Origin of the sequence: Lactonifactor longoviformis DSM 17459 (assembly GCF_900129135.1) — a bacterium.
GTDB lineage: Bacteria > Bacillota > Clostridia > Lachnospirales > Lachnospiraceae > Lactonifactor > Lactonifactor longoviformis.
This window is the reverse complement of the sequence record NZ_FQVI01000015.1, coordinates 20,792-37,748: the sequence shown is the minus strand read 5'-3', so window position 1 is coordinate 37,748 and position 16,957 is coordinate 20,792. Positions and strand designations below refer to the sequence as shown.

The following is a 16,957-nucleotide window of genomic DNA, read 5'->3' as shown; positions in this document are numbered from 1 at the left end:
ACGTTATTTTTTTACCAAACTAGTAAACTACGTAGGTCTCACTGGCTACATTGCTGGCTTTCCCATCCTCATCCACTAAAATTACTGAAAAAATATTTTCCCCTTCCTGCATGGATACAGGTCCCCGGTATCTTTTGCTGGAGGTTGTAGGCGTCTCATTAAATGCATAATAAGCAGTACACCCTTTCGGCACTGTCACTTTGATAGTATCTGTTATCTCGAACTCCCCCGAGGCCGGTGTAATCTCAGGTGTTTCAGGTCCGACCAGTGTAATAGTATAATTCTGGGTGACGATCTCGCTGGGAATTCCTTTTTCATTGTACGCAATTACATTTAAAACCGTACTGCCCTCCGGGAGTTCAATACTGCCGCTGTAAGGTCTGCTGGTTTTATCCGGGATACTTCCGTCTGTTGTATAATAGATGGTATCTGAGTCCCCGGAAGGGTAGAGATTCAGTTTTAATTTCTTCTTGTAGGTACCAGACTCATCGCTGAATTTGGGCACTTCACAGATATAGGCGGCATATTTTTCAAGAATCTTTTCCTCCGTGCAGTTATCCATGAGAGCCTTGATTTCTTCCTTTTTATCCAGTGCCTCATAGAGCCTCAGCAGCTGTCCGTAGGCATTGACACTGGTGGGATGATTTTTCACAGCGGATTCCAGGATAGGAAGCGCTGTACCGGTGTCCCCCTGAGCGGTAAATATTTCAGCCAGAAGAAGATTTGCCTCTACACTGTCAGAATTCAGGGACAGGGCCCGGTCTGCATACGTTAAAGCTTTGTCAAAGTTCTTGTTGGAAAGCTCAGATTCTGCCTGGGCAAGCTGATAATCAAAGGAATTATAGTTCTTTCTGTTAATGATAAAAGCAATCAATGCCAGGAGCAGAACACAGATCACAAATCCCAGAACAGTAGTATGTACTTTTCTCTTTTTTTCCTCTGCTTTTCTTCGGGCCTCCTCCTGCTCCTGCTTTCTTTTTATCTCTTCGGGGTCTGGAATGCTTTTTTTAATCTGATGCTGCTGCATCAGAGTTTCAAGTGTTGAATAATCGGGAACCCATTGTACTTCCTGTCCGCAGACAGGGCAATACAGGGTGCCTTCCTGCATATTCGCTCCGCACTTTGAGCATTTCATAGTTCAATACCTCATTTCTTTTATTTGCAATGATCCTTTTACAGGCACTCTTCCACGTACCGTTCAAATTCTTCCATGCTCATCAGCACTTTTCTGGGCTTAGTACCTTCTTCTTCGCCTACCACTCCGGCGTCGCAAAGCTGTCCCATAATTCTTGCAGCACGGTTAAAACCGATCTTAAACATACGCTGAAGCATACCAATGGAAGCCTTATCTTTTTCTATAATAAATTTGCCTGCATCCACAAAATAATCGTCCAGATCCCTGCCCCCCTCAGAGGCCCCTGCAGAAGAGGCGGTCTGTGCCTGGTTGATTTTTTCTTCGATTTCCGCGTCATATTGTATTCCATGATTTTGCTCCGATAAAAAGCGGACAACCTCTCCCACTTCCGGGTCTGAAACAAAAGCCCCCTGTACTCTGGCCGGCTTTTGGTAGCCCTGGGGATAAAAAAGCATATCTCCTTTTCCCAGCAGTTTTTCTGCCCCATTCATATCCAGTATGGTTCTGGAATCCACGCCGGAGGAGACGGAAAAAGCAATTCGGGAAGGCATATTTGCCTTAATCAGACCGGTTATTACATTGACTGAAGGACGCTGAGTCGCAATGATCAGATGAATGCCCGCCGCCCTGGCCAGCTGGGCCAGACGGCAGATGGCATCCTCCACCTCACCCGGAGCGACCATCATCAGATCCGCCAGCTCGTCCACAATAATAATAATCTGGGGAAGGGGCTTCGGCTTAGTCTCATCCTCAATGTCCTTGACGGCCGCCACTTTTTTGTTGTAGCCCTTTAAGTCCCTGACATTGTATTCCGCGAATTTGTTGTAGCGTTCCGTCATCTCGGCAACCGCCCAGTTAAGCGCACCGGCTGCCTTTTTCGGATCCGTCACAACAGGGATAAACAGATGGGGAATTCCGTTGTATACACTCAATTCCACCACTTTAGGGTCTATCATAATCAGCTTCACCTCTTCCGGATCCGCTTTATAGAGAATACTCATAATCAGTGTATTAATACATACAGATTTGCCGGACCCTGTGGCTCCCGCAATGAGGAGGTGGGGCATCTTTGCAATATCTGTAATCACAGGCTGGCCGGCGATATCCTTGCCCGCAGCAAAGGTTAGCTTTGACTCTGCCGTTCTGAAGGCGTCTGTGTCTATCAGATCCCTGAGCATAACCACACTGTTCTTTTCATTGGGGATCTCAATTCCCACGGCAGCTTTTCCTGGAATGGGAGCCTCTATTCGAATATCCGTGGCAGCAAGATTCAGCTTAATGTCGTCTGTCAGCCCCACAATCTTGCTGACCTTTACCCCCTGTTCAGGCTGCAGCTCATATCTGGTAACGGTTGGTCCGCAGCTGACATTGGTAACGGTAACTTCCACTCCAAAGCTTTTTAAGGTATCTTCTAGCTTTCTGGCCGTTTCTCTCAGATGAAGATCTGAGTCGCCGCCGGCTCCCCGGCTGCCTTTTTTCAGAAGGGTAACCGGAGGGAATTCATAAGCGTGGGTCTCTGCCGCAGTGTGAGTTGCGATTTCATCCTTAATATTGCTGATGCCGCTCTCGATTTCCTCCTTAGTAGAGCGCGGATTCCTCATGACCGCATTTTCTTTGGGGGGGTCCTCGGAAGCTGCTTCTGCCGGAGGATCGGAACGATGGATCTCAAAGGTTTCCTCACGGGGCTCATCCGCGGAAGGTTCCGGAACATTGACTGTCTCCGCCTTATCAGCTGAAGTTCCGGAAGCCCTTCTTTTCCGTCTGGCCGGCTTTTCTTTTGCCGGCTGCTCTCCTGGTTCCCCTCCAGGGGTCAGGTTAGCATCCACTAAAGTATCTTTCGCCCTGCGGGAACGCCTGCCGTCCCCCTGTTCTTCTATGGATGCTGCCGCCGTTCTCTGGGCTTTTCTGGTCTTCCGTTCGCTTTGGGCTGTCTGGTATACCCGGCTCCCCCCTTTTTTCAAAAATGAAAAAAAGGAGCGCTGAGTGATTAGAATCAATGAGATAATGAGAGCTATGATTAGGATTACATAAGCACCAGCTATTCCGAAAGCCAGACTGCTGATATTGCAGAGCACGCCCCCCAGTACGCCGCCCCCGGTTTTATATTTTGACGAGGTTTCATAATATTCTAAAATAGTTGTGCCTTTTAAATACCCCTCTGTAAACAGCTGCATTAAACCGCAGGCCGCCAAAAAAAACAGGATGCTGCCTATCAGCTTCTTGCGTGCCAGCTTGTTCTGTCTGTTGGATATGAAAAAAGCAATTGCCAGAAATAAATAAATTGGAAATATATAAGACATGAGACCAAAGATCCCAAAGAAAAAGGCGCTGATCCCATTGCCAACCACGCCTCCAATCCCAAAATTACTGATGAGCAGGATGATTGACAGAGCAAGGATTACCAGCAGGAATATTTCTCCATAAAGCAAGTTCTCAGAAGCAGTTTTCCTGCCGGCTGTCTTCTTTTTTGTTGTTCTCTTTTTCGCTGTGGCCATTCGGGCTCCCCTCCCTTATTGTTTTACGCAATTACAAAGCAAAATGACATACGATCGCCACAATACCCATGAAAAAGCAATAGATGGAAAAATACCGGAACTTTTTCTTCTGTACCATAATAAGCATAGTCTTGATACAGATATACCCCACAATACCCGCAATTACAGTGCCTCCGATGTATGTCAGCATCATCTCCCAGCCAATATCCAGACCAGGGATGTCCTTAAATTCCAGAATTGCCGCTCCAAGGACAGCCGGAATTGACATCAGGAAAGAATATTTTACGGCGAACTTGCGGTTAAACCCGCAGAGAAGGCAGGCTACAATAGTAGTACCCGAGCGGGATACCCCGGGAAATGTTGCCAGTCCCTGACATGCGCCTATCGCCAGCGCATGCCAATAGCTTACATCCTTAGGAATTTTCTGTCCGGCTTTAAAATAATCCACTACAAGCAGAAGTACGCCTGTCACCATAAGTCCGATTCCCGGGGCCAGAAGCGTTGCGGCGGCAGCTGTTACAACCTCCTTCATAAGCAAGCCTATGACACCCGTGGGAATGGTGGAAACGATAATCAAAAGAATCATCTTCCGGTAATTATTGGAAATAATTTTTTTATATCGTCTGGCGTCCCCCTCTTTTTTATTATGTACCATTGTCTTGGCATTCTGAATTATGTCATAGACAATTCTGCAGAATTCCAGAATCAGACGGGCAATGTCTTTGCGAAACGCAACTAAGATTGCGATCAGCGTTCCCACGTGGAGCATAACATCATATAAGATTCCAGTATCGGTATTGATCTTTAATATATTTTCAAATATAGCCAGATGTCCGGAACTGCTGATGGGTAAAAATTCCGCGACACCCTGTATTACCCCCATGAGCAGGGCTTCTAATATCGTCATTGTACAATTCCTTTTCTTTTGTATTTAAGCAACTGTGCTCAATCCGATATTATAGCATAATTTCCGGTTTTGCACAATTAGTAATTCGTGTAAACAGTCTCAGACCGGGGGAGTTTCCAGATAATTCCAGCCCGCTCCCGGCCTGAGGAAAGGTTACTGCTGTTTGGATTCCTCAATCAGCTGGTAGAGCTTCTTCAGTGCCTGGCTTATGCCGCCCACCTCATCAATCAGGCCTTCCCTGACTGCTTCTGTGCCCTCCAGCATTGTACCCACATCTTTTACCAGCTGGGTAGTATCCAGCATCAGGGTTTCTATTCTCTCCTGCTTCATGTTTGAGTGGGCAGAGATAAATCCGGTGATTCTGTCCTGTATCTTTTCCATGTTTTTGTAAGACTGCATCACGCCGATAAACATACCGTTGGTCCGCACCGGATGGATGACCATAGTTGCACTTGGCACGATGAAGGAATAGTCTGCGGATACGGCCATAGGCACCCCTATGGAATGTCCCCCGCCCAGAACAAGAGATACGGTGGGCTTGCTAAGGGATGCAATCATTTCCGCGATGGCAAGGCCTGCCTCCACATCTCCTCCTACTGTGTTCAAAAGGATAAGAAGTCCGTCTATCTCCTGATTGTCCTCGACCATGGCAAGCCGGGGAAGCACATGTTCGTACTTTGTCGTTTTGCTGTTGTTGGACAGGGATTCATGTCCCTCAATCTCCCCGATAATTGAAAGAAGATGGATTCTGTGATCTTCATTGTTCTCATTGAGAATTACCTGTCCGAATTCCTGAATCTGCTCATTCTGTGCCGCAGTTTTTTCTAATTCTTTTTGTTTATTTGCATCTGTATTATTATTCATAGCTGCCTCCTTTTTTGCAGATAGTATGTGTGAAAGGAGGACAAAAAATACGGGAAAGCGTTCCGAAAATGTACCGGAAAACTTTCCCCGCTTTTTCTCATATTCCATTACAGCAATTCTTTACTCATCCCAATTGTGATATACATACTGCACATCATCATCGTCCTCCAGAAGATCCAGCGTCTTCTGCAGATTTTTAACAGCTTCCTCATCTGTAAGTTCCACATAGGTCTGAGGTATCATCGTTACCTCTGCCTCAATCATGGGAATGTTCATAGCCTCAAGTGCTTCTCTGACCGCCGTAAAAGAATCCGGATCGGTGAGGATCTCATAGCTGTCATCCTCTTCCTGGAAGTCTTCCGCGCCGGCATCCAGGGCTGCCATCATCAGATCATCCGCGTCCATCCCGCATTCCTCTTTGTCGATGATGATCTGCCCCTTTTTATCAAACATAAAGGACACGCATCCGGGAGTACCGATGCTCCCGTTTCCCTTGGTAAACGCACTCCTCACATTCCCCGCGGTGCGGTTCTTATTGTCTGTCAGAGTATCTACGATAATAGCGATTCCATTCGGACCGTATCCCTCGTATGTAATATACTCGTAATTATCTGCATTGGAATCTCCCGCTGCTTTTTTGATGCCCCTTTCAATGGTATCGTTGGGCATGTTATTGGCTTTGGCTTTCGCGATAACATCTCTGAGCTTACTGTTATTCGCCGGGTCCGGACCTCCCTCTTTTACGGCTACCACGATTTCTCTCCCGATAACCGTGAAGATTTTACCCTTCTTGGCATCATTCTTTTCTTTCTTATGCTTTATATTTGCGAATTTTGAATGTCCTGACATGCTTCTTCTCCTTCTTTTTCTTCTTGTAATTTTTTTACACGGACTTTTTGAACCGTATTATTTAATACGGACAGGATCTCGAAGGAATACCCTTTTCCCTGTACCTCTCTGTCCTCTTCTATATTGGGAATATGTCCCAGGATAGAAGTTAAATAGCCATTTAGTGTTTCATACTCTTCTTCCTCAAAATCAATCCCCAGCACTTCTCCCACCTGTTCTAAAGGTGTAAGGCCGTCCATGATCAGGGTATTGTCATGCTGTGTCTGTATGAAATTATCGTCTTCATCGTATTCATCGAGTATATTTCCCACAATTTCTTCCAGAATATCCTCCATGGCTACCAGGCCGGAGGTTTGTCCGTATTCATCCACAACAATCACCATATGCACCTTTTTAGCCTGCATATGCTTAAAGAGCAGATTGATATTTCTCGTTTCCGGAATAAATACAGCGGGACGAATGAGATGAGAAATCTCTTTCAGCTGCTTATCTCCATTATGGTGATAGGTGAGCTGCTTCATGGCATCCTTCAGATGAAGAATCCCCTGAATATTATCAATATCTCCGGAATACACCGGATATCTGGAATTGCTTTTTTCCAGCATAACGCCGATGGCCTCATCTAAGGTCAATTCCTCATCCAGACTGTTAATATTCTTCCGGTGAGTCATAATATCCTTTGCCTCGGTATCGCTGAATTCCATAATATTCTGGATCATCTCTGCTTCGCCCTCTTCTATAACCCCCTGCTCGTGTGCCTCGCCCACGATGGATATAATCTCTTCTTCCGTAAGATCGTCAGAGACTTTATTGGGGTCAATGCCGAAGATCCGGACCACCAGATTGGATAATTTTGTAATAACAAAGGTGAACGGACGGCAAAGCTTCATGGCCAGCCGTACAAAACCGACATAACGGTATGCATACTTTTCAGGATGATAACTGAAGATTTTTTTAAAGGATAGGATCCCAATACCCAACAATAAAATCAGGATAACCAGAATTACAAGTATAACAGAAATCACTGATAAAACGGAAACTGATATGTATTGGTCCAGTGCATACCCTCTAAAAAGGCGAATCAGATATGGGGTAAAGCCGCGCACGCCCAGATAGCCTGCCAGAATACTGAAAAGTGTTGCAATCATCTGAAGCGTGTTGACAAATCCTGTGGGATTCTCCAGCATTTTCAGCAGATATCCTGCCTTTTTATCCCCGTCATCCGCCTTTTTCTCCAGCTCACTTTCACTCACCCTCTGTATGGCGGCCCCAAATCCATATAAAATACCGTTAATTATGATAAATAAAACAAAAATTATGCAGGCCCATATAGGGCTGCTACTCCCATCGTCCATGAAAAGCTCCTTTATTTTCCAAATTTCTCATTTGTCATTAAAAATATATCATTTTCATTTACGTTCGTCAAGATTACGCCTGTATGTAGGAAGATCCAGACTAATGCAAAGTGCCTGATTCACTTTCATAAGGATATCCTGATCCAGATGGCAGACCTTATCTTTTAATCTCCTTTTATCGATTGTGCGCAGCTGTTCCAGTAAAATAACGGAATCCTTTACAATGGCATAAGATGCTGCATCAATTTCAATATGAGTCGGTAATTTGGCTTTATTCATCTTGGATGTAATGGCGGCGCAGATTACTGTGGGGCTGTGCTTATTGCCCACATCGTTCTGTATGATTAAGACCGGGCGGATTCCTCCTTGTTCACTGCCCACCACCGGCCTTAAATCAGCGTAAAATATATCACCACGTTTTATAACCACACAATTCACACTCCGATTCTTATTGCCGGGCACCGCATACAGCGGCCCGGCAATTATGTTATAGCCATAGTATTGCCATCTTCCTCATGTGTATTCAAACTGTATGTAATTTTTGCTAATTAATCTACATCAAAATAATCGGTCTGTTCTGCAATCGCTCCATTCTTTAAATACACCCGGGGAACCCGTTTGTTGATTTCTGTTACAAATTCATAATTAATCCGGCCGCAGAGATCTCCCAGCTCATCGGCAGTGATCGTCATCTCTTCATCCGTTCCCAGAAGTGTTACCGGATCCAGTTCCTGTACATTGGGAATCCTGGTGACATCTACCATAAACTGATCCATACAGATTCTGCCCAGGATAGGTGCCTTCTGGCCCCGTATCAGGACATGCCCCTTGTTGGAGAGAAAGCGGGGATAACCGTCTGCATATCCCACCGGGATGGTGGCTATCTTTGTCTCCCAGTCTGTTTTAAAGGTGCCTCCCAGGCTTACCGCCACATCCGCCGGCACAGTCTTAATAAAAGCAATATGGCTTTTTAAAGACATCACAGGCTTCAGGGAAACGATATCCTTTTCTACCTTGCTGGAGGGATACATGCCATAGAGGGCTATGCCGGTTCTCGCAAGATCCAGATTAGCCTCCGGTACACGGATCAAAGATGCGCTGTTGGAACAATGCTTCAGCGGTATATGAATGCCTGACTTTTCCACCAGCTCCAGGAAATTAAGATAACGGTCCAGCTGTACATACGCGGGGCGCTTGCTTGTTTCGTCTGCCCTGGTAAATTGGGAATACAGGCCCTCCACTTTGATATTAGGCAGGAGCTGAATGCTTTGTATTAACTTAATGCTTTCTGCCGTATCGGAAAAACCTGTATTGGACATACCTGTGTCCACGGATAGGTGCACCTTGATTATTTTTCCTGCCCTTTGCCCCGCTTCGGACAGCTCCCGTGCCATATCCAGCTTAAAAACGGTGGGGCGGATATCGTATGCTGCTATTGTATCGTAATGCTCCCGGAATGAATAGCCCAGAAGCAGTATGGGGTTGTCAATGCCGTTTTTCCGGAGACTGACGGCCTCCTCCACTGTGGCCACTCCAAATCCCCAGAGGTAGTCCAGATCTTTTATATGGCGGGCAATGGGGACCGCTCCGTGCCCGTAGGCGTCAGCCTTCAGGACAGCCAAAAGTTTGGTGTCCATATGTATATTGCGTTTCAGATTTTCCATATTGTGAACAATTGCGTCAAGATCGATAGAAGCGTAGATACGGCTGTATTTTTTCATTTTTTATCCTCTTTCTCTCATAATAGGTGCCAGTCCCCGGATAATATCCCGGGCCAGCATACTATAGGATCCAAGCTTTTCTTTTGCAATATCCCCTGCCCTTCCATGGATATAAACCCCAAGAGGAGCAGCTTTCTCCGCCGGCAGGCCCTGGGCCAGCAGGCCGGCAATCACACCGGTAAGAACATCTCCCGCTCCGGCAGTAGCCATTCCTTCGTTGCCGGTCAGGTTCAGATAACAGGTACCGTCCGGGAGGCAGGTCACTGTCCGGGCATCCTTACAGACACAGACAAGGTTTTTGGACCGCCCGTAAGCCTGTACATTTTTAGGGAATTCTTTTTTCAGGGCAGACACCGTGGTGTGGAGCAGACGGGCCATCTCTCCCATATGAGGCGTAATCACACAGGGGCCGCTTCTTTTTGCCAGAAGTTCTTCCTGTGTGCTCAGCAGATTCAGGCAGTCAGCGTCCAGTACCATGGGTTTTCTGCTGTTTTCCAGAATCCAGGCAATCATATCCAAAAGCATGGGATCTTTGCCAATGCCTGGTCCGATAGCGATTACATCCGCCCACCCAACTGCCTCACCCACCGCCCGGGGATTCCAGTCCTCCTCCCCGTATACAGAGAGCATCGCCTCAGGGAGCTGCGTCTGCAGTATGATTCTGTTTTCTTCCCGTGTATGTATCCTCACCATTCCCGCTCCTGCTGCCAGACAGGCGTTGGAGGCCAGAAAAGCAGCACCGCTCATTCCTTTGGTCCCTGCGATCATCAGCACCTTGCCAAAATCACCCTTATTCCCGGAAGGCTGCCGTTTCGGAAGAAGACCAAGCTCTCTCTCATCCATACAGGAATAATACTTTCTTGTATCCCCAGTCTCCATCATCTGTATTCCGATATCGGCCACCGCCAGTTCTCCCGCATACTCAGCACCGGGATAGAAATACAGCCCTGCTTTGGGAAAGGCAAAGGTTACTGTTTTGTCTGCCCTCACAGCTGTTCCCATAATTTCCCCTGTGTTTCCGTGGATTCCCGAGGGGATGTCGACGGAAATGACCCTTGCAGATGCAGCGTTAATCGATGTAATAACATCATTATACCTCCCGCTTACCTTTCTGGAAAGACCAACGCCAAAAATTGCATCTACTATAGTAGTATATTCATCCCACGCCGGGTTATTAACAAATGGTACCCTGTAATTTTTTGCTATGTCTATTTGTATGCGCATTTCCTCTGTCCAGCGGTCTTTATTCCCCACTAAAAATATTTCAGCCGTAACTCCTCTGTTGTGAAGAATCCTGGCCATTGCCACGCCGTCTGCCCCATTGTTGCCGGACCCGCAAACAAGCAAAATCCGCTCTTTTGAAAATAGCGGTTCCCTGATTTCCTCCACTGTACACAGCGCCGCCCGCTCCATCAATACAAGGGACGGAATCCCCATATCCTTTATTGTGTGGGCATCCAGGGCTTTCATCTGTTCGCTGGTTACTGCGTAATGCATATATCCCCCTCCTCCTTGTTCGAAAAATTAGCAGCGGAAGCTCCGCTGCTAATTTCTTAATTTATTGTTGATGTTCATTCACATATCTGTTCAGATTATAGGACAGCCGCATCAGGCTTTCCGACAAGTGCACATTTTCCACAATCACATTTTCCGGTAAAGTGAGATCCAGGTGGGCAAAATTCCATATCGCCTTTATATTATTAGCCACCAATAAATCTGCCATCTCTGCGGCTTTGTTTTTCGGCAGTGTCAGGGCGGCTATCTGTACACTGTTATTCTTTAAAAACTCCTCCAGATCGCTTATCATCTTAATCTCAATTCCACGGACAGATACTCCTGCCAGTACGGGATTGACGTCAAACAGTCCAACTACCTTAAAACCTCTTTTTTCAAACTGAACATAATTAGCCAGCGCCTGTCCCAGATTGCCGGCTCCCAATATAATCATATGATGCACATGGTCTAATCCTAAAATTTTACCGATCTCCGTGTACAGGTACTGCACATTATATCCATACCCCTGCTGACCGAAACCGCCGAAATTATTAAGATCTTGTCTGATCTGAGATGCTGTCACCCGCATCTTCTCGCTTAGTTCATTGGAAGAGATTCGCTCTACTCCGTCTTCCATTAGTTCACCCAAATATCGGTAATAGCGAGGTAGTCTGCTTATCACTGCCCTAGAAATCCCCTTAGCGTCCAAAAACTTACCCTCCTATTCTATTCTTGGTTTTATTATATATAACCGTTAAAATAATGTCAAATGATTATTGGATTTTTTCGGTTGTCAAATTTTGTTTTTTCGTTATAATAGGTATAGGAAACGGAGGAAGTGTTATGATACTAGCTTGTCAGGAAATAAATAAGACATTTGGAAGTATGCATTTGATAAAAAATGCTTCTTTTCACATAGAGGAGAGAGAAAAGGCTGCTTTAATCGGCATTAACGGCGCCGGGAAAACCACACTGCTGAAAATAATTATGGGGGAGATGCCCTCTGACTCAGGGGAAGTAATCCTTGCGAAAGGGAAATCTATCGGTTATCTTGCACAGCATCAGGAGCTGGACGGGGACCGAAGCATATACGATGTACTCCTGGAGGTAAAACAGCATATTTTGGACATGGAAAAAAAGCTGCGTTCCATTGAAGTTGAAATGAAGCATACCGCAGGCAGTGAACTGGATCGTCTCATGGAGGCGTATTCCCGTCTCTCACATGAATTCGAGCTGAGAAACGGATATGCCTATAAAAGCCAGATTACCGGGGTTCTGAAAGGGCTTGGGTTTTCCGAGGAGGACTTTGATAAACCAGTCTCTACACTGTCCGGAGGCCAGAAAACCAGGGTTGCCCTGGGAAAGCTTCTGCTGTCCGAGCCTGATATTATTCTCCTGGACGAGCCCACCAACCACCTGGATATGGAGTCTATCACCTGGCTGGAGTCATATCTGCTGAATTATCCGGGTGCTGTTCTGATTGTCTCCCACGACAGGTACTTCCTGGACCGTGTAGTTACAAAAGTGGTGGAGATTGACTTTGGGAAGGTGACAACCTTCCTGGGAAACTATTCTGCCTACGGAGAAAAGAAGGCCATGATACGTAATGCCGAGTATCAGGCTTATCTCAATCAGCAGAAGGAGATCAGGCACCAGGAAGAAGTCATCACCAAGCTAAAACAGTTTAACCGGGAAAAGTCTATTCGGCGAGCGGAAAGCCGGGAAAAGATGCTGGAAAAAATCGAAGTCCTGGAAAAGCCCCCGGAAGCCGCAGACCAGATGCGGATACAGCTGGAACCCCAGATTGTCAGCGGAAATGATGTACTGGACGTAGAACATCTCGGTAAGTCCTTTGATTCTCTGAAGCTGTTTGAGGATCTGAATTTTTCAATAAAACGGGGAGAACGGGTAGCTGTCATAGGAAACAACGGTACCGGCAAAACTACCATTTTAAAAATTTTAAACGGACTGATTCCCCCGGATACCGGCGTCTTCCATCTGGGCAGCAAAGTACACGTGGGGTATTATGATCAGGAGCACCATGTACTCCATATGGAAAAAACTATTTTCCAGGAAATATCCGATGACTATCCACGGCTGACCAACACACAGATCCGCAATGTGCTTGCCGCCTTTTTATTTACAGGAGATGACGTATTCAAACAGATCCAGTCCCTAAGCGGCGGGGAGCGGGGAAGAGTCTCCCTGGCTAAGCTTATGCTCTCAGAAGCAAACTTTATTATTCTGGATGAGCCCACCAACCATCTGGATATTATGTCCAAAGAGATCCTGGAGCAGGCCCTTTGCGGCTATACAGGTACTGTGCTCTATGTCTCTCATGACCGTTATTTTATTAACCAGACTGCCACAAGGATCCTGGAGCTGACGAATCACAGCCTGGTGAATTATATTGGAAATTACGATTATTATCTGGAAAAAAGGGACGAACTCACTCAGATCTATGCCCCAGGAGAGGAGCCGCAGACTGCGGAACTATCCACAGCTTCCCCTACCAAGACGTACTGGCAGCAGCAGAAAGAGGACCAGGCCAGGAGAAGAAAACGGGAGAATGATCTAAAAAAAGTGGAGGCGGAAATCGAGAAGCTGGAAGGCAGAGACAAAGAAATTGACTGCGAGATGGAGAAGGAAGAGGTTGCCACAGACGTGGCCCAATGTGTGAAGCTCAGCAATGAAAAGGCTGAAATTTCCCTCAAGCTGGAAGCTCTCTATGAAAAATGGGAGGAACTGGCCTAGGCGTCAAAAGAAGGAGAGAAGGCATTCTGTTATTAATACTGCCCTCTCTCCTCTTGTGTATTTTATTTACAGATTTTCTTTTACTGCCAGGATAAATTCACGGCTGTTCAGTACTGTTGGATTTTCGATGGTGGTAATCAGAGCAAGATCCTTTGTCATCTTTCCGCTCTCGATGGCTGCTATAGTAGCTGTCTCCAGTTTATCGGCGAACTCCATCAGTTCCTGATTGCCGTCCAGCTCTCCTCTTTTTCTCAGAGCTCCTGTCCAGGCAAAGATTGTTGCCACAGAGTTAGTGGAAGTCTCCTCCCCCTTCAGATGTTTGTAATAATGACGCTGTACCGTACCGTGGGCAGCCTCGTATTCAAAGTATCCGTGAGGAGATACCAGGACTGAAGTCATCATAGCCAGAGAGCCAAATGCAGAAGAAACCATATCACTCATTACATCACCGTCATAATTCTTGCAGGCCCAGATAAAACCGCCTTCTGCTTTCATAACACGGGCAACCGCATCGTCAATGAGTGTATAGAAGTATGTAATGCCTTCCGCCTCAAATCTGTCTCTGTATTCTTTTTCATATACTTCCTGGAATATATCCTTAAATGTATGATCGTATTTTTTGGAAATGGTATCCTTAGTTGCAAACCATAAATCCTGTTTTGTGTCAAGGGCATAGTTAAAACAGCTCTTTGCAAAGCTGCTGATGGACTCATCCAGATTATGCATCCCCTGTACAATTCCGGGGCCTGCAAAGTTATGCACCAGTTCTCTCTTCTCCGTGCCGTCCTCAGCTGTGTATACCAGTTCTACCTTACCGGGACCGGGAATCACCATTTCCGTATTTTTATATACATCCCCGTATGCGTGACGGGCCAGAGTTATGGGCTTTTTCCAGTTGCGGACACAAGGTTCAATCCCCTTAACCACGATAGGCGCGCGGAATACGGTTCCGTCCAGCATGGCACGGATCGTGCCGTTAGGACTTTTATACATCTCCTTGAGATGGTATTCATCCATACGGGCCGCATTGGGAGTGATTGTGGCACATTTGACCGCTACTTTATACTTCATGGTTGCCCTTGCGGCATCTACTGTTACCTGATCATTTGTTTCATTTCTGTATTCTAATCCCAGATCATAGTATTCTGTGTTTAAGTCAATAAAAGGGGACAGTAATTCGTCCTTGATCATCTGCCAGAGAATGCGGGTCATCTCGTCTCCGTCCATCTCCACTAAAGGCGTCGTCATCTGAATTTTGCTCATTTTTTACCTCCTGTTATTAAGTCGTCATCTGCTTTTAATATGTCTTCCAGGTTATAATGTCCCAGATTTTCTATTGTGTTAAGAATATGCTGGGTAGCAACCTCTTCTGCCTTCCCGGCGTCCCCGGCGCGCAGGGCATCCAGGATCTTGTGATGCTCTTCGTTTGTCTTTTTACAGCGGATTCTATTGGATATGGAAGCTTTTCTTACCTTCTGCACATACTGGTGATAGTCTGAAAGGGTATGTGCCAGGATCTTGCTGTTGGAAGCCTCATAAAGCAGCTCATGGAATCTTCCGTCAAGTTCAAATACCTGATCATAGTGCTCCTTCTGGGCATGATACTCGGACAGAAACGCAGTCTCTTCCATAAGATCCAGCTGCTCCTTTGTAATGCTCTGGGCCGCCCATTGGGCACAAAGCCCTTCCAGCTTGGCTCGGATTCGGTAAATATCCTGAATATCCTTCACCGTAATGCCAGTCACAAAAGCCCCTTTGTTAGGAACAATATGCACCAGTCCCTCCAGTTCCAGCTGGCGCAGCGCCTCCCGCACCGGTGTGCGGCTGACACCCAGCTCCCCTCCGATAGCGGCCTCTATCAGTTCATCTCCCTGCTGATATCTGCCGCTTAAAATATCCTCTCTGATTTTTTGAAAAACTTTGCCTCGAAGTGACGATTTCTTTAATTCGCCTCCCGGGCCGTCATAGTCTGCCACAATTAGACCTCCTTGTTAATTCGTTCCCAGCGTAATTCCAAGCCGCTCACAAGTCTCTGCGATCACAGATGTAAGCTCATCATCGGTCAGTACCGTAACACGTCCATCCTCATATTCTTTATCTACCCAGGCTTTTACCATTGCTACCAGTTCGCAGCTTTTACTTACCTGCGCATCTCCCTTCAGACGGTAATGTGTATTAATCCAGTGGGCAATGCCTGCCAAGCCTGAAGTGTTGGAGACTGCGACCTCTACCGGACGGTTCAGAAACTTTTCTGTATCAAAAATGTTGTAGATCTCTTCATTTTTCAGAAGACCGTCCGCATGGATCCCTGCCCTTGTAATATTAAATGCACGTCCCACAAAGGGGGTTCTGGAAGGCAGACGGTAACCGATTTCCTTTTCATAGTAATCTGCCAGTTCCGTGATCACCGTTGTATCCATCCCGTCCAGGGTTCCCTTTAACTGGGCATATTCAAAAACCATAGCTTCCAAAGGCGTATTTCCGGTCCGCTCTCCAATGCCGAACAGAGAACAGTTCACTCCGCTTGCACCGTAGAGCCATGCTGTGGTAGAATTGCTTACTGCTTTATAAAAATCATTGTGACCGTGCCATTCAATTAATTCTGAGGGAACTCCGGCATGTGTCATGATGCCGTATATGATCCCCTGCACAGAACGGGGAATTACTGCCCCTGCATAGTTTACACCATATCCCATAGTATCGCAACAGCGAACTTTAATGGGGATCTGGTATTCTTTCATCAGTCTCATCAGCTCAAGACAGAAGGGGATCACATAACCATAAATATCCGCCCTTGTAATATCCTCCAGATGGCATCTGGGACTTACTCCAATCTCAAGGCATTCTTTGATGATGCTTAAGTAGTGTTCCATTGCCTGTCTTCTGGTCATCTTCATCTTATAAAAGATATGGTAATCCGAACAGCTTACCAGGATTCCTGTCTCTTTTAATCCGATATCTTTCACCAGTTCAAAGTCTTTTTTATTCGCCCGGATCCAGCTGGTCACTTCCGGAAACTGATAGCCTCTTTCCAGACATTTATAAACAGCATCCCTGTCCTTCTTGCTGTACAGGAAAAATTCACACTGGCGGATTTTCCCTTTGGGTCCCCCCAGTCTGTGAAAGTAATCATACATAGTAATAATCTGTTCCGTAGAATAAGGAGCGCGTGACTGCTGTCCGTCCCGAAATGTGGTATCTGTAATCCAGATATCATCCGGCATATGATGGGGAACAATGCGGTCATTAAATGCAATCTTAGGCACCTCAGTGTAGGGAAACAGGTTACGGAATACATTGGGGGTCTCCACATCTACCAGAGGATACATATGTTCCTCAAGAGTTAACAAATTCGTATGCGGATCCATCTTTACAGGTCTGTT

14 protein-coding genes are annotated in these 16,957 nt (G+C 46.2%); 1 reads left to right on the top strand and 13 read right to left on the bottom strand.

Going from position 1 to position 16,957, the window contains the following annotated elements; translation table 11 throughout:
• Window positions 1-19: 19 nt before the first annotated feature.
• The 10 genes from BUA56_RS13865 to BUA56_RS13820 all read right to left on the bottom strand — a co-directional run bounded on the left by BUA56_RS13865 (window position 20) and on the right by BUA56_RS13820 (window position 11,529).
• Window positions 20-1,135 carry a chitobiase/beta-hexosaminidase C-terminal domain-containing protein gene (locus tag BUA56_RS13865; protein ID WP_072852735.1) on the bottom strand — a complete coding sequence of 372 codons (1,116 nt, stop codon included), beginning with the start codon at window positions 1,133-1,135 and terminating at the stop codon, window positions 20-22.
• 38 nt (window positions 1,136-1,173) lie between these two features.
• Window positions 1,174-3,630: an FtsK/SpoIIIE family DNA translocase gene (locus BUA56_RS13860; RefSeq protein WP_072852733.1), complete on the bottom strand. Its 2,457-nt coding sequence runs from the start codon at window positions 3,628-3,630 to the stop codon at window positions 1,174-1,176.
• A gap of 31 nt (window positions 3,631-3,661) precedes the next feature.
• Window positions 3,662-4,537, bottom strand: a complete 876-nt coding sequence (locus BUA56_RS13855) for an undecaprenyl-diphosphate phosphatase (RefSeq protein ID WP_072852731.1) — start codon at window positions 4,535-4,537, stop codon at window positions 3,662-3,664.
• A gap of 153 nt (window positions 4,538-4,690) precedes the next feature.
• Window positions 4,691-5,401, bottom strand: coding sequence for a ClpP family protease (locus tag BUA56_RS13850; protein WP_072852870.1), 711 nt, complete (start codon window positions 5,399-5,401; stop codon window positions 4,691-4,693).
• A 120-nt stretch (window positions 5,402-5,521) separates the two neighbouring features.
• Complete coding sequence (locus BUA56_RS13845; protein WP_072852729.1) at window positions 5,522-6,250, bottom strand: YebC/PmpR family DNA-binding transcriptional regulator; 729 nt, start codon at window positions 6,248-6,250, stop codon at window positions 5,522-5,524.
• Window positions 6,220-7,605: a hemolysin family protein gene (locus BUA56_RS13840; protein WP_072852727.1), complete on the bottom strand. Its 1,386-nt coding sequence runs from the start codon at window positions 7,603-7,605 to the stop codon at window positions 6,220-6,222. The genes BUA56_RS13845 and BUA56_RS13840 overlap by 31 nt, the downstream gene beginning before the upstream one ends.
• Window positions 7,606-7,659: 54 nt before the next feature.
• Window positions 7,660-8,034 carry a type II toxin-antitoxin system PemK/MazF family toxin gene (locus BUA56_RS13835; RefSeq protein ID WP_072852726.1) on the bottom strand — a complete coding sequence of 125 codons (375 nt, stop codon included), beginning with the start codon at window positions 8,032-8,034 and terminating at the stop codon, window positions 7,660-7,662.
• Between the two features lie 119 nt (window positions 8,035-8,153).
• Window positions 8,154-9,326: an alanine racemase gene (alr, locus tag BUA56_RS13830; protein WP_072852724.1), complete on the bottom strand. Its 1,173-nt coding sequence runs from the start codon at window positions 9,324-9,326 to the stop codon at window positions 8,154-8,156.
• A gap of 3 nt (window positions 9,327-9,329) precedes the next feature.
• Window positions 9,330-10,823: a bifunctional ADP-dependent NAD(P)H-hydrate dehydratase/NAD(P)H-hydrate epimerase gene (locus BUA56_RS13825; protein ID WP_072852722.1), complete on the bottom strand. Its 1,494-nt coding sequence runs from the start codon at window positions 10,821-10,823 to the stop codon at window positions 9,330-9,332.
• A 61-nt stretch (window positions 10,824-10,884) separates the two neighbouring features.
• The gene (locus BUA56_RS13820) at window positions 10,885-11,529 is read right to left on the bottom strand and encodes a redox-sensing transcriptional repressor Rex (protein ID WP_072852719.1); all 645 of its coding nucleotides are present in this window, start codon (window positions 11,527-11,529) and stop codon (window positions 10,885-10,887) included.
• A gap of 134 nt (window positions 11,530-11,663) precedes the next feature.
• On the opposite strand from BUA56_RS13820, the gene BUA56_RS13815 reads away from it, so the two are divergent.
• The gene (locus BUA56_RS13815) at window positions 11,664-13,574 is read left to right on the top strand and encodes an ABC-F family ATP-binding cassette domain-containing protein (RefSeq protein WP_072852716.1); all 1,911 of its coding nucleotides are present in this window, start codon (window positions 11,664-11,666) and stop codon (window positions 13,572-13,574) included.
• Between the two features lie 66 nt (window positions 13,575-13,640).
• On the opposite strand, the gene BUA56_RS13810 is transcribed toward BUA56_RS13815, so the two are convergent.
• From BUA56_RS13810 to BUA56_RS13800, 3 genes are read right to left on the bottom strand one after another with little or no spacing between them, the layout of a single operon-like run.
• Complete coding sequence (locus BUA56_RS13810) at window positions 13,641-14,837, bottom strand: NADP-dependent isocitrate dehydrogenase (RefSeq protein ID WP_072852715.1); 1,197 nt, start codon at window positions 14,835-14,837, stop codon at window positions 13,641-13,643.
• Complete coding sequence (locus tag BUA56_RS13805; protein WP_072852713.1) at window positions 14,834-15,550, bottom strand: GntR family transcriptional regulator; 717 nt, start codon at window positions 15,548-15,550, stop codon at window positions 14,834-14,836. Before BUA56_RS13805 ends, BUA56_RS13810 begins: the two co-directional genes overlap by 4 nt.
• A gap of 15 nt (window positions 15,551-15,565) precedes the next feature.
• Complete coding sequence (locus BUA56_RS13800) at window positions 15,566-16,942, bottom strand: beta/alpha barrel domain-containing protein (RefSeq protein WP_423241200.1); 1,377 nt, start codon at window positions 16,940-16,942, stop codon at window positions 15,566-15,568.
• Window positions 16,943-16,957 lie beyond the last annotated feature (15 nt).